8 protein-coding genes and 1 rRNA gene are annotated in these 13,425 nt (G+C 63.5%); 4 read left to right on the forward strand and 5 right to left on the reverse strand.

The annotated features are described in order from the left end of the window. Nucleotides 1-21: 21 nt before the first annotated feature. Nucleotides 22-1,510 (reverse strand): 16S ribosomal RNA (locus BRAD285_RS28600). Between the two features lie 846 nt (nt 1,511-2,356). On the opposite strand from BRAD285_RS28600, the gene BRAD285_RS28605 reads away from it, so the two are divergent. Beyond that, entirely contained in the window at nt 2,357-4,414 is a 2,058-nt protein-coding gene (locus BRAD285_RS28605; protein WP_006614673.1) for a M23 family metallopeptidase, read from the forward strand. 92 nt (nt 4,415-4,506) lie between these two features. On the opposite strand, the gene clpB is transcribed toward BRAD285_RS28605, so the two are convergent. Then, a complete protein-coding gene (clpB, locus tag BRAD285_RS28610) occupies nt 4,507-7,146 on the reverse strand; it encodes an ATP-dependent chaperone ClpB (RefSeq protein WP_006614672.1) in 2,640 nt (879 codons plus the stop codon). 183 nt (nt 7,147-7,329) lie between these two features. Here clpB and BRAD285_RS28615 point away from each other — a divergent pair, with 183 nt between their 5' ends. Continuing rightward, complete coding sequence (locus BRAD285_RS28615; protein ID WP_006614671.1) at nt 7,330-8,157, forward strand: MOSC domain-containing protein; 828 nt, start codon at nt 7,330-7,332, stop codon at nt 8,155-8,157. 469 nt (nt 8,158-8,626) lie between these two features. On the opposite strand, the gene BRAD285_RS28620 is transcribed toward BRAD285_RS28615, so the two are convergent. Next, nucleotides 8,627-9,286, reverse strand: coding sequence for a TIGR02594 family protein (locus BRAD285_RS28620; protein WP_006614670.1), 660 nt, complete (start codon nt 9,284-9,286; stop codon nt 8,627-8,629). A 268-nt stretch (nt 9,287-9,554) separates the two neighbouring features. Here BRAD285_RS28620 and BRAD285_RS28625 point away from each other — a divergent pair, with 268 nt between their 5' ends. After that, complete coding sequence (locus BRAD285_RS28625; protein WP_006614669.1) at nt 9,555-10,418, forward strand: alpha/beta fold hydrolase; 864 nt, start codon at nt 9,555-9,557, stop codon at nt 10,416-10,418. An 11-nt stretch (nt 10,419-10,429) separates the two neighbouring features. Next, the gene (locus BRAD285_RS28630) at nt 10,430-10,828 is read left to right on the forward strand and encodes a hypothetical protein (RefSeq protein WP_139020706.1); all 399 of its coding nucleotides are present in this window, start codon (nt 10,430-10,432) and stop codon (nt 10,826-10,828) included. A 194-nt stretch (nt 10,829-11,022) separates the two neighbouring features. Here BRAD285_RS28630 and BRAD285_RS28635 read toward each other — a convergent pair whose 3' ends face one another. Continuing rightward, nucleotides 11,023-11,442 carry a secondary thiamine-phosphate synthase enzyme YjbQ gene (locus BRAD285_RS28635; protein WP_006614668.1) on the reverse strand — a complete coding sequence of 140 codons (420 nt, stop codon included), beginning with the start codon at nt 11,440-11,442 and terminating at the stop codon, nt 11,023-11,025. A 205-nt stretch (nt 11,443-11,647) separates the two neighbouring features. Beyond that, nucleotides 11,648-13,261: an IS1182 family transposase gene (locus BRAD285_RS28640; protein ID WP_087877574.1), complete on the reverse strand. Its 1,614-nt coding sequence runs from the start codon at nt 13,259-13,261 to the stop codon at nt 11,648-11,650. Nucleotides 13,262-13,425 lie beyond the last annotated feature (164 nt).

The following is a 13,425-nucleotide window of genomic DNA, read 5'->3' on the forward strand; positions in this document are numbered from 1 at the left end:
AGGCTGAAGAGCCATCCTTAGAAAGGAGGTGATCCAGCCGCAGGTTCCCCTACGGCTACCTTGTTACGACTTCACCCCAGTCGCTGACCCTACCGTGGTCGGCTGCCTCCATTGCTGGTTAGCGCACCGCCTTCAGGTAAAGCCAACTCCCATGGTGTGACGGGCGGTGTGTACAAGGCCCGGGAACGTATTCACCGTGGCGTGCTGATCCACGATTACTAGCGATTCCAACTTCATGGGCTCGAGTTGCAGAGCCCAATCCGAACTGAGACGGCTTTTTGAGATTTGCGAAGGGTCACCCCTTAGCTTCCCACTGTCACCGCCATTGTAGCACGTGTGTAGCCCAGCCCGTAAGGGCCATGAGGACTTGACGTCATCCCCACCTTCCTCGCGGCTTATCACCGGCAGTCTCCTTAGAGTGCTCAACTAAATGGTAGCAACTAAGGACGGGGGTTGCGCTCGTTGCGGGACTTAACCCAACATCTCACGACACGAGCTGACGACAGCCATGCAGCACCTGTGTTTCGGGCTCCGAAGAGAAGGTCACGTCTCTGCGACCGGTCCCAAACATGTCAAGGGCTGGTAAGGTTCTGCGCGTTGCGTCGAATTAAACCACATGCTCCACCGCTTGTGCGGGCCCCCGTCAATTCCTTTGAGTTTTAATCTTGCGACCGTACTCCCCAGGCGGAATGCTTAAAGCGTTAGCTGCGCCACTAGTGAGTAAACCCACTAACGGCTGGCATTCATCGTTTACGGCGTGGACTACCAGGGTATCTAATCCTGTTTGCTCCCCACGCTTTCGTGCCTCAGCGTCAGTATCGGGCCAGTGAGCCGCCTTCGCCACTGGTGTTCTTGCGAATATCTACGAATTTCACCTCTACACTCGCAGTTCCACTCACCTCTCCCGAACTCAAGATCTTCAGTATCAAAGGCAGTTCTGGAGTTGAGCTCCAGGATTTCACCCCTGACTTAAAGACCCGCCTACGCACCCTTTACGCCCAGTGATTCCGAGCAACGCTAGCCCCCTTCGTATTACCGCGGCTGCTGGCACGAAGTTAGCCGGGGCTTATTCTTGCGGTACCGTCATTATCTTCCCGCACAAAAGAGCTTTACAACCCTAGGGCCTTCATCACTCACGCGGCATGGCTGGATCAGGCTTGCGCCCATTGTCCAATATTCCCCACTGCTGCCTCCCGTAGGAGTTTGGGCCGTGTCTCAGTCCCAATGTGGCTGATCATCCTCTCAGACCAGCTACTGATCGTCGCCTTGGTGGGCCATTACCCCACCAACTAGCTAATCAGACGCGGGCCGATCTTTCGGCGATAAATCTTTCCCCGTAAGGGCTTATCCGGTATTAGCACAAGTTTCCCTGTGTTGTTCCGAACCAAAAGGTACGTTCCCACGCGCTACTCACCCGTCTGCCGCTGACATATTGCTATGCCCGCTCGACTTGCATGTGTTAAGCCTGCCGCCAGCGTTCGCTCTGAGCCAGGATCAAACTCTCAAGTTGAACTTGAAGCTTTGAACCGGCTGATCACAACGTTTGACGAGGTCCCACCAATCGATCCCGCGCTTCACAGCGCAAAGACTATGGTGTTACCTTTGAAACATTGTCCGCCGAAGTCTTCTCGTCCGATCCCAGAACCAAAAGCCGAAGCTCTCAATCCCGAGACCCGCAAGGACTCCGCCGTCCACGTTTCTCTTTCTTCATCTTCACTTGTCAAACAGCCCGGGACCTCAGTCCCACCCTCTCTTGGAGGGGTTCCGCACCCTATTCGACGGCGATGGGCAACCGGGTTCTACCGGTTGTGCACCACTCAACGAAGTGAGGAGCAGTATTGGCGCGAATGCTCGCCTCGGTGTGTCCCGAAGCGGCGCCGCGCTCAGTGATCGGGTGTATAGGGGGAGCCGATCGGGGTGTCAACGACGAATTTCATGAAATCGTCGCATCGGGTGATTTTTTTCCGCGCGGCTACGGAAGCCCGATTTCTTGCGGACATCGTGCCCCACTTGGGCCACAATCCTGCGACGATTTGTTAAGCATCGACCTGGGTTGATTTGGGTCCAGCAGGGACTGCCATCGGCTCACGGTGATCCAGATCAAGGAATTGGCGAGCCCTTCGCCTGATTCAGACGACCGAGACGACATCGAGAGATCCTGAAGAAGAACAGCGGTCCGGGATTTGAGGGTTTCATGCCCGAGAGCCTCGAACCGTCAGAGACGCGCCATCATTCCGAGCCGTTTGTCTTAGACGGTCTGTCCTGGACGGTTTGTCTTGGACGCTCTCGTCCTGGACGGTAAGCCAACCGGCAGCTGAGTGATCTCGGTGCTGACTTTGAACTTGGGGGACTGAGGTTGAACCATCGGACGTCACGCGGGGGGATTGGGCGCGAGATCGGCATGATCGATCTCGGGCATGAGCCGCCGCTATCGGTCGATGGCTCCGAGGCTGCGGTGATCGATCGCCGCCGCGTCTCCGTCCAATGGTTTTCAGGCACGATTCTGACAGGTCTCTGCGGCGCGGCCCTGATCGGCGGCGCCGTTTTTGCGTCGCTCGATGGCGAGCTGACCTTTGCGCGCATGCCGGAGCGGGTGGAGAGCGCGCTGCGCGGCGCGTTCGGCGCCAATGATCGCGTCGCCACTTTGCGCAAGAGCGACCGGCTGCCGCCGCCGAACGAATCCGCCGCCGCCCGCAATGTCGTCCGCGTCTCGACCGTGACCCGTGCCGGAACGCGCGAGGTGATCCGGGTCCGTCCCTATGTGCGGATCTCCGGCAACCTCTCGATGACCACCAGCGACCTCTCGGCCAAGATCCCGCCCTTCAATGCGCAGCGGCTGTTGACCGACGCCGAGAACGACAAGACCAGCCCCGGTGACGATCCCAACAATCCCGCGGCCGTCGAGCCGGATGCCGAGGTCTCGTTCGTGACCAAGGACCTCGCGGCCGTGCTGCCGAAGGCCAAGATCGCAGCCTCCGTGGCGCTCGACGAGATCGTCATGCGGGTCCGCGACGCCGCCAATTGGCGCGGCAACAATGGCGGCGTGCGCTACGCCTCGCTTGCCAATGCCGCGGCGGACGCCACGGGCGCCCAGGGTGGTGACCTGAAGCTGTCCTATGCCAATGACGGCACCCTACCCGACCCCTATGCCGGGTTCGAGACGCGGGTGGTGCCGGAGAACGTGACCCTGCTGCCCAAGACCAAGGACCAGATCACCGGCGGCAACCCGCTCGGCGAGCGCGTCCACCTGGTCAAGAAGGGCGATACGGTCGCCACGATCCTGCGCGACCAGGGCGCCACGCCCGACGAGGCCAAGGCGATCGCCGGCCAGCTCGGCGCCCGCGGCCGCGACGGCGGCCTGAAGGAAGGCGAGAAGCTGCGCATCCTTATGGCGCCGGCGAGCCCGGCCCCCGGCGCCCGGCTGCAGCCCGTCCGCGTCATCGTCGCCAACGAGACCATGATCGAAGCGGTCGCCGCGCTGTCGGACCTCGGCAAATATGTCGCCGTCGACGTGCAGAGCATGAACACGGTGACCGAGACCGCCGACAACACCAATGACGACGAAGAGGATGACGGCACCGGCGTCCGCCTCTACCAGAGCATCTACGAGACCGCGCTACGCAACAAGGTGCCGGCGCCGGTCATCGAGGACATGATCCGGATCTATTCCTACGACGTCGACTTCCAGCGCCGGGTGCAGCCGGGCGATTCATTCGACGTGTTCTATGCCGGCGACGACGACGACAAGCCCGGCACCAATGACAAGAGCGAGGTGCTGTTCGCCTCGCTGACGGTCGGCGGCGAGACCAAGAAGTACTACCGGTTCCAGACCCCCGACGACAGCGTCGTCGATTATTACGACGAGACCGGCAAGAGCGCGAAGAAGTTCCTGGTGCGCAAGCCCGTCAACAACGCGATCATGCGCTCCGGCTTCGGCGGCCGCCGCCATCCGATCCTCGGCTATGTGAAGATGCACACCGGCGTCGACTGGGCCACCGCCTACGGCACGCCGATTTTTGCCGCCGGCAATGGCGTGCTCGAGAAGGTCGGCACCGAAGGCGGCTACGGCAAATACATCCGCATCAAGCACAACAACGGTTACGAGACCGCCTACGGCCACATGTCGGCGTTCGTGAAGGGCATGGAGCCGGGCAAGCGGGTCCGCCAGGGCCAGGTCATCGGCTTCGTCGGCTCGACCGGCCAGTCGACCGGCCCGCATGTGCACTACGAAATTCTCGTCAACGGCCGCTTCGTCGACCCGCTGCGCGTCAAGCTGCCGCGCGGCCGTTCGCTCGAAGGCCAGATCATGGCCGGCTTCGAGAAGGAACGCGACCGTGTCGACCAGATGATGGCCGGCCGCGGCAACGGCCCCTCGCGCATGTCGGATGCCGGGCCGATCCAGGTCAACCGGTAAGCCTTCGCCCTCCTGAGAGATTTCCAACGCAAACGGCCCCCGCTGATCACTCAGCGGGGGCCGTTTCCATGTGCGCTTGGCAATCGCGCCGCTCAGTTCAGCTTGCGCTTCGGGATCGGCGCCTCGAAGGTGGCGATCTCCGCGGTGCGATGCGCCTTGCCGTTGAAGGTCAGCACATTGCCTTCGGAGGAGATGGCGACGTTGTCGCCGTCCTTGATGTCGCCGGCGAGGATCATCTCGGCGAGCGGATCCTGCACGCTGCGCTGGATCACCCGCTTCAACGGACGCGCGCCATAGGCCGGGTCCCAGCCCTTGGCGGCCAGCCAGTCGCGCGCATCGCCATCCAGCGACAGCGTGATCTTGCGCTCCGCCACGAGCTTCTGAAGCCGCGAGAACTGGATCTCGACGATCCGGCCCATCTCGCTCTTCTGCAGCCGGTGGAACAGGATGATCTCGTCGACGCGGTTGAGGAACTCGGGCCGGAAATGCCCGCGCACCGTGCCAATCACCAACTCGCGGACTTCCGACGTATCCTCGCCCTCCGGCTGGTTGACCAGGAACTCGGAGCCGAGATTTGACGTCATGATGATCAGCGTGTTGCGGAAGTCGACGGTGCGGCCCTGGCCATCGGTCAGGCGGCCGTCATCGAGCACCTGCAGCAGCACGTTGAACACATCCGGATGCGCCTTCTCGATCTCGTCGAACAGCACGACCTGATACGGCCGGCGCCGCACGGCCTCCGTCAGCGCCCCGCCCTCGTCATAGCCGACATAGCCGGGAGGCGCGCCGATCAGCCGCGACACCGAGTGCTTCTCCATGTACTCGGACATGTCGAGCCGGACCATCGCGGTCTCGTCGTTGAACAGGTACTCCGCGAGCGCCTTGGTCAGCTCGGTCTTGCCGACGCCGGTGGGGCCCAAGAACATGAACGAGCCCATCGGCCGGTTCGGATCCTGCAGGCCGGCGCGCGAGCGCCGCACCGCGGTCGCGACCGCATGCACCGCCTCGAACTGGCCGACGACGCGCTTGCCGAGCGAGTCTTCCATCCGCAGCAGCTTGTCCTTCTCGCCCTCGAGCATCTTGTCGACCGGCACGCCGGTCCAGCGCGAGACCACCTGCGCGATGTGGTTGGCGGTCACCGCCTCTTCCATCATCTCGCCGGCATTCTCCTTGGCCTCGATGTCCGCCAGCCGCTTCTCCAGATCGGGGATCCGGCCATAGGCCAGCTCACCCGCCTTCTGGTACTCGCCGCGGCGCTGCGCATTGGCGAGCTCGATGCGAAGCGCATCCAGCTCGCTCTTGAGCTTCTGCGCGTTCGACAGCTTGTCCTTCTCGGCGCTCCACTTCGCGGTCAGCGAGGCCGACTTCTCCTCGAGATCCGCAAGCTCCTTCTCCAGCGCCTGCAGCCGGGTCTTCGAGCCGAGATCGCTCTCCTTCTTCAAGGCCTCCTGCTCGATCTTGAGCCGGATGATCTCGCGATCCAGCGAATCCAGTTCCTCCGGCTTGCTATCGACCTGCATCTTCAGCCGCGCCGCCGCCTCGTCCATCAGGTCGATGGCCTTGTCCGGCAGGAAGCGGTCGGTGATGTAGCGGTTCGACAAGGTGGCCGAGGCCACCAGCGCGGAATCGGTGATGCGCACGCCGTGATGCTGCTCGTATTTGTCCTTCAGCCCGCGCAGGATCGAGATGGTGTCCTCGACCGTCGGCTCGGTGACGTAGACCGGCTGGAACCGGCGCGCGAGGGCCGCGTCCTTCTCGACATGCTTCTGGTACTCGTCGAGCGTGGTCGCGCCGATGCAGTGCAGCTCGCCGCGGGCGAGCGCAGGCTTCAGCAGGTTCGACGCATCCATCGCGCCGTCGGCCTTGCCGGCGCCGATCAGGGTGTGCATCTCGTCGATGAACAGCACGAAGGTGCCTTCGGCCGCAGTCACCTCCTGCAGCACGGCCTTCAGCCGCTCCTCGAACTCGCCGCGATATTTTGCACCCGCGATCAGCGCACCGAGATCGAGCGACAGCAGCCGCTTGTCCTTCAGGCTCTCCGGCACGTCGCCATTGACGATGCGCAGCGCGAGGCCCTCGACGATCGCGGTCTTGCCGACGCCGGGCTCGCCGATCAGCACGGGATTGTTCTTGGTACGCCGTGACAGCACTTGAATCGTGCGGCGGATCTCCTCGTCGCGGCCGATCACCGGATCGAGCTTGCCGTCGCGCGCCGCCTGGGTCAGGTCGCGGGCATATTTCTTCAGCGCATCATAGGCGTTCTCGGCGGTCGCCGAGTCGGCCGTACGCCCCTTGCGCAGGGCTTCGATCGCTGCGTTGAGATTCTGCGCGGTCACGCCGCCCTTGGCGAGCAGACCACCGGTCTCGCTGTTCTTGTCGAGCGCAAGCCCGAGTAGCAGCCGCTCGACCGTGACGAAGCTGTCGCCGGCCTTCTCGGCCGCCTTCTCCGCCGCGTCGAAAGCGCGCGCCAATTCCGGGGATAGATAGATCTGACCGGCGCCGCTGCCCGACACTTTCGGCATCTTGCCCAGCGCGTCTTCGGTCGCCTTCAGGATCGCGCGCGAATTGCCGCCGGCGCGATCGATCAGGCCGCCCGCGAGGCCTTCGCCATCATCGAGCAGAACCTTCAGGAGATGCAGCGGCGAGAACTGCTGATGGCCGTCGCGCACCGCGAGAGACTGCGCCGATTGAATGAAGCCCCGCGCGCGCTCGGTATATTTGTCGATATTCATGATGTTTCCCTCAGCCTGCTGTGACGCCCCGAAGGCACGGTTTCAGCATCTTCATTGGGTTTCGATCTGCGCACGTTGACGCTCGTCAACGCCGCAGCAATCCACGTCGCCGGCTTTGAGCCCGGCTTGAGAGAAATGTGGGAAGGCTGCCGCAAAACGGAAGGGGCTGCTTCACAAAATCGTGTGCCCTGGCCGCTCGGTAAGGAATCTCCTATGACCCCGCCCATGAGCCAAATCAGCCCCGCACGCATCACCGGCCTGTACCGCTATCCGGTCAAGGGCCTTACCCCGGAACCATTGCAGACGGCCCGGTTGCGGGTTGGCGAAACGCTGCCGGCCGACCGCCGCTATGCGCTCGAAAACGGCCCCACCGGCTTCGATCCGGCCGCGCCGGTCTGGCGGCCCAAGACTTCTTATCTGATGCTCATGCGCAACGAGCGCCTCGCCGGCTTCAAGACTCACTTCGACGACGCGACCAACATGCTCACCATCCGCAAGGATGGCGCCATCGTCGCGCAGGGCGATCTCGAGAGCGCCGAGGGCCGTGCTACGATCGAGCGATTCTTCGCCGCCGAATTCGCCGACGAGCTGCGCGGCCCGGTCAGGCTGCTGTCGGGCGGCGGCTACGCCTTCACCGATCTGGCGCGCAAGGTGATCTCGATCATCAACCTCGCCTCCCTCGCCGAGATCGAAAAGCTGGTGGGCGCGACCGTGCACCCGCTGCGCTTCCGCGCCAACCTCTACGTCACCGGCTGGCCGGCGTGGCAAGAGACCACGCTGATGGGGGAGACGCTGCGGATCGGATCGGCGCGTCTGAAGGTCGTCAAGACCACCACCCGCTGCGCCGCCGTCAACGTCGACCCCGACACGGCGGCACGCGACCTCGACATCCCCCCCGCGCTGATGCAGGCCCGCGGCAACAACGAATGCGGCATCTACGCCGAGGTCATCGAAGCCGGCGACATTGCCGTCGGCGATGAGCTCGCCGTGGAGCAGCCGCGGCTGGTGTAGTTCGAACTGCCGTCACTCGGAAGGTGCGCTCCCTCTCCCCGTTCTTACGGGGAGAGGGTCGGGGTGAGGGGCAGCCGCACGGGAAGTACAATTTATCTGCCGCAAATTTGTGCCTTTATCCTGTTAAATTAGTACGTCACCGCCAGACTTCGGGGGCGCCCGCAGCCGCCGTGCCTGTCCGAAGGACCGGTGATCGCGGCTGCATGTGTCCCATGCCCCTCACCCGGATTGCTGCGCAATCCGACCTCTCCCCGCAAAGAGCGGGGAGAGGTTGCACCGGCCGCGCCGAGATATGGTGCGTCAGCAACGCGAACGGCAAATCACCGTCATCGCAAGAATGCCTCAACTGGTGTAGCTCGAGCTCTCACCACACTGCGGTCTGCCCCCTCTCCCCGTTCTTACGGGGAGAGGGTCGGGGTGAGGGGCAGCCGCACGGGAAGTGCCGCTGATCAACAGCAGGCCGAACTCATCAGTTCGGCATCACATAGGCATACACGCGGCCGCGCGACACGGCGCTCTCACGCACGCGATTGCCGTTGTTGCCGGAGATGACGATCGGGTTGCCCTGGGCATCGACGCCCGAGACCACGCCGACATGGCCGCCGCCGCGGCGGCTCATGACGGCGATGGCGCCGACCTGCGGACCGGAGACGCGCTGGCCGTAGCTCGCGAACGAGCGCGCCATATCGGAGCCCGTGCCGCGATGGCCGGTGCGCTCCAGCACCATGTTCATGAAGCGCGCGCACCACAGGCTGCGCCGTCCGGTCGGGTTGCCGCCGCCGATGAAGCTGCGCGCCGCGGAGACGACGCTGCTGTCACCGCCGTAGCCGCCGCCGGACATTCCCATGCCCTCGGACGCCGTGCCCGGCATCATGAGGCTGGCCTGCGCGTCGGCGACGCCCTCGACCTGCATCCGCGCCACGCCGCGCTCCCAGCGCGACTGCCGGGCGAACGAGCGACGGTGATGATGAGTCCTTGCGTAGTGATGGCCGCCGTGGCTGCGGTGGGCATGATGCCCGGAGCCGTGATGCGGACGGGCCGATGCCGGTGTTGCGGAGGCGGCAATCACGGCCGCTCCCATGGTCAGCGCAACGATGTGCAGCGACCGGCGAAGGGTAGACACAACCATACTCAATCCTTCTGTTACTTCCCCCAGTACCCTGACTGGTACTCAGACTTGGCACCCCCCGGTCCTCAGCGCGGCCCCTCTGCAAGCCGCCAGCGGGGTCCGTAAAAAGTCGCGGTGTGACGAAACCATGACCATCGACGGCAAAATGCCGGCGACGAGAGGGTGATTCCGAGTCCATCCTGCGGCGGAAACAAGGCCGCCAGCGAAGCCATTGTCGCGTCTCGCGCGACACGTCATCATCAGGCACGCGACACGGGAGGAGCTGACGATGCCCCACGCAACGGCGAAAGACGGCGTTCGCCTGTATTTTGAAGAGGCAGGCCAGGGCACGCCGCTCATCTTCCTGCACGAGTTCGCCGCCGACCACACCAACTGGGAGCCGCAGCTGCGCTATTTCTCGCGCCGTCACCGCTGCATCGCCTACTCCGCCCGCGGCTATACGCCGTCGGACGTGCCGGCTTCGCCGGACGTCTACAGCTACGTGCATTTCTACACGGATGCGCTCGCCGTGCTCGATCACCTCGGCATCGAAGCCGCGCACTTCGTCGGCCTGTCGATGGGCTCCTACTCCTCGCTACAGGTCGCGCTCAATGCGCCCACGCGCATCCGCTCGATGGTGCTGGCCGGGGTCGGCTCCGGCTCAAGCCTCGAGAACCTCGACAGCTTCCGCGCCCAGTGCCGCGCCACGGCCGAACAGTTCGAGACGCTCGGCTCCGCCGAGACCGCCAAGGTCACCCGCGAGGCCCCCGGCCGCATCCCGTTCCTGGTCAAGGACCCCCGCGGCCACGCCGACTTCTACGCCGCGCTGGCCCGCCACGACGCCACGGGCTCGGCCAACACCATGCGCGGCTTCCAAGGCGGCCGGCCGTCGATCTACACGATGACGGATACGATCCGCCGCGCGACCACACCGGCCCTGATCATCTGCGGCGACGAGGACGACGCCTGCATCGAGCCGAGCCTGTTCCTGAAGCGGCATCTGCCGGCGTCGGGGCTGACATTCTTCCCGAAGTCGGGGCATGTGCTGAACCTCGAGGAGCCGGCGCTGTTCAACGAGGCGGTGGAGCGGTTCATCGCGCTGGTGGAGGCGGGGCGATGGGGTGTGCGTGACCCGAGATCGATTGCCGGCTAACGATGCCAGCGATGAACATCAGGTTCATGCTCGTGGCTGTCACCGGCCTTGGAATGACGCCGCCTGCAACCGCCGCCGATCTATCGAGCCTCGTTGGCGGGTGTTGGGAGTACCACGGCTTCAAGACGAACGACAGGAAGGAGCCTGCGCGAACCGTCCTGGCCCACATCCATCACATCTGCTTCCGACCAGACGGGTCGGCGGAAGGCTTCACCTTCCACGATTACGACGCGTGGGATTGGACCGTGGACTACGAGCTCACCAAGACCGGCATCGTCGTCGGCAATGTCCCTTGGACGATCCTCGCATTCGATCGGCAGCAATTCACGATCGAGGACCAGACTTCGCGGCGAATCTATAAGCTCATCTGCCGTACCAAGGCTGAAAATGCCGCATGCGAGCAGTTCTAGTCTTCCCGACACACCTGCCGTTGGACCTCAAGAGGCCGCGGCGTCCTAGATGCCCGCCGGCGCCGAGGCTGTCACTCCCTGCTCCGTCATCGCGAGCGTAGCGAAGCGATCCAGGGCCACACGAAAGGACGTCACGCGTAGCCCCTGGATTGCTTCGTCGCTTGCGCTCCTCGCAATGACGGAAGCCGCGATTCCTACTCACCGATGATCTTGATCAGCGCCCGCTTGCGCCGGCCGCCGTCGAACTCGCCGTAGAAGATCTGCTCCCACGGGCCGAAATCGAGCTTGCCTTGCGTGATCGCCACCACCACCTCGCGGCCCATCACCTGACGCTTCATGTGGGCGTCGGCATTGTCCTCGCCGGTGCGGTTGTGGCGATAGCTCGACACCGGCTCGTGCGGCGCCAGCTTCTCCAGCCACTGCTCGTAGTCATGATGCAGCCCGCTCTCGTCATCGTTGATGAACACTGAGGCGGTGATGTGCATGGCGTTGACCAGCACGAGCCCCTCACGCACGCCGCTTTCCCTGAGCGCCGCCTCGACGTCCGGCGTGATGTTGATGAAGGCGCGCCGGCCGGGAATGTCGAACCACAGCTCCTTGCGGAAGGATTTCATTGGAGGGCACCTCGTCAGCGTTGGCGTGTTTACCTCGACCGATTGTACCAAGCTCGCGGCGACAACGTCGAGCGCCCGACCGCACCGATCCTCCGGCCGGCACCCGACGGGCAATCTACGCATGCGCGGCATGCATCCACTGCCCGTCGTGTTAGTTTGTCGCAATCGGGGGCCTTGCCCCGTCGAGGCTGGGCAAGAATCCAAATTAGGAGGCTAGGAGGGCTCGGCGCGGTGCGACTTCGAGCCATAGCCGTATCATCGTCCAGTTTCGTATCAAGGCAAGCGGAATCGCCTCTCGTGCGGCGTTGGCCTCGGCAGAGGCGGCGTGTTGAGCTGCAATAGCCCACGCGGTGATGCGGGCGAGGAAGTCGTTCAGGCCGAGAATGTTGAGGACGCGGCTAAAGTTGTAAGAGAGCGCCATGAGGCTCCATTCCCCGCGAACCTTGTCGAAGCTGCGGACGAGGAAATGCTGATACCCGGCGCGGCACTTGAGTGTGCCGAACGGATGTTCGACGAGGGCTGAGCGGCGACGCATCAGCTGGCCAGCCTGTTCGCTCGCCATTCTCTGGCGGTGACGATCCAGCACCTCCTCGTGCTCCCACCGAGAGACGTTGCGGCTTTTGGCCTTCGCGGAGAGGCAAGACGCCTTGAGGGGGCAGACGCTGCAGGTCGGCACTGAGCCCAGGTAACGGCGTTCCATTCTGCCGCTCGTATTCTTCCAGAGCTTCTTCGTGGGATGCAGCGCCTGGCCTGCGGGACACCGGTAGGTGTCGGTTGCGGAATCGTAGGTGAAGTCAGCTCGCGTGAAGCGCGTGTGCTTCTTGCCATTGCCGTGATGCAGCGGGACATAGGCGGTGATGCCATCATCCTCGCAAGCCTTGATATCCTCGCTGTTGTAGTAGCCGACATCGGCCAATATCTGCAGCGACGAGACCTCCAGGTTCTCCTTGGCCGCTATCGCCATCATATGCAGGTGTCGGACATCGCTGCGATTGACGACCTCGCTGGCGACGATCAGCTTGTTCTTGTCGTCAACGACGCTCTGGACGTTGTAGCCTGCAATCGTCTGATCGCCCTTGCTCAGCAGCCGCGCATCGGGGTCGGTCTTCGACACCTGTCCCTTGTCGTTTTTGTCAAGGTTCTCCAGATCGGACTGAGCGCGCTCACGCCGCGCCATCAGTTCCTTGATCCTGTCCCCGACATCGCCGCCGCCATTGCCATCCTTGCCGTTGTCGGGCCGCTTGGCTTCTGCTGCATCGTTGGTGTCGAGGGACTTGCCGTACGCCTCGATCTCCTCATCGAGCTTGGCGATCTGTTTGGCGAGCTTCCCGCGCGTGAAGATGCTGTCCTTGCTGGCATTGCCGTGGAATAGCGCCCCGTCGACCGCGACCAGGGTCCCGCCGATCAGATCGAGTTCGCGAAGCAGCAGCACGAAACTGCGGTTCGCGGCCTTCAGGGCCGCCCAGTTCTCCTTGCGGAAATTGGCGATCGTCCGGTAGCCGGGCTTGAGAGACTTCAGCAGCCAGATCAGTTCCAGATTGCGGCAGGCTTCACGCTCCAGCCGGCGTGATGACCGGATCTGGTTGATATAGCCATACAGGTACAGCTTCAGCAGATCGGACGGGGCGTATGGCGGCTGTCCCGCTCCCGCCGCGCGCCGGTCGGCGTGCCGAAATCCAAGCTTGGCAAGGTCGAGCGCATCGACATAGCCATCGATCGCACGAACCGGATTGTCCGCAGATACGTAATCCTCGATCCGCGGTGGAAACAGGCTGGCTTGCTCGCGGCTCTCACCGCTCTTGAACGGGCGATTCGTCATAAGCCGAATCGTACATCCCGCCACGCAAAACGCCCGAGATTCTTGCCCAGCCTCGTCGGGCAAATCAAGCGCAGATTTCTGCCCGTCCCGCCTCACTGCACGTGGGGCGTATCGCGGTCGTCACGAACGCTGAGGTGGGATGCGGTGGGCGTGTCGGGTTGCGC

Origin of the sequence: Bradyrhizobium sp. ORS 285 (assembly GCF_900176205.1) — a bacterium.
Taxonomy (GTDB): domain Bacteria; phylum Pseudomonadota; class Alphaproteobacteria; order Rhizobiales; family Xanthobacteraceae; genus Bradyrhizobium.

What these genes read in the sequence shown, in the direction of transcription:
- clpB (WP_006614672.1), bottom strand. Translation starts at nt 7,146, where the DNA reads ATGAATATCGACAAATATACCGAGCGCGCGCGGGGCTTCATTCAATCG.
- BRAD285_RS28620 (WP_006614670.1), bottom strand. Translation starts at nt 9,286, where the DNA reads ATGGTTGTGTCTACCCTTCGCCGGTCGCTGCACATCGTTGCGCTGACC.
- BRAD285_RS28625 (WP_006614669.1), top strand. Translation starts at nt 9,555, where the DNA reads ATGCCCCACGCAACGGCGAAAGACGGCGTTCGCCTGTATTTTGAAGAG.
- BRAD285_RS28630 (WP_139020706.1), top strand. Translation starts at nt 10,430, where the DNA reads ATGAACATCAGGTTCATGCTCGTGGCTGTCACCGGCCTTGGAATGACG.
- BRAD285_RS28635 (WP_006614668.1), bottom strand. Translation starts at nt 11,442, where the DNA reads ATGAAATCCTTCCGCAAGGAGCTGTGGTTCGACATTCCCGGCCGGCGC.
- BRAD285_RS28640 (WP_087877574.1), bottom strand. Translation starts at nt 13,261, where the DNA reads ATGACGAATCGCCCGTTCAAGAGCGGTGAGAGCCGCGAGCAAGCCAGC.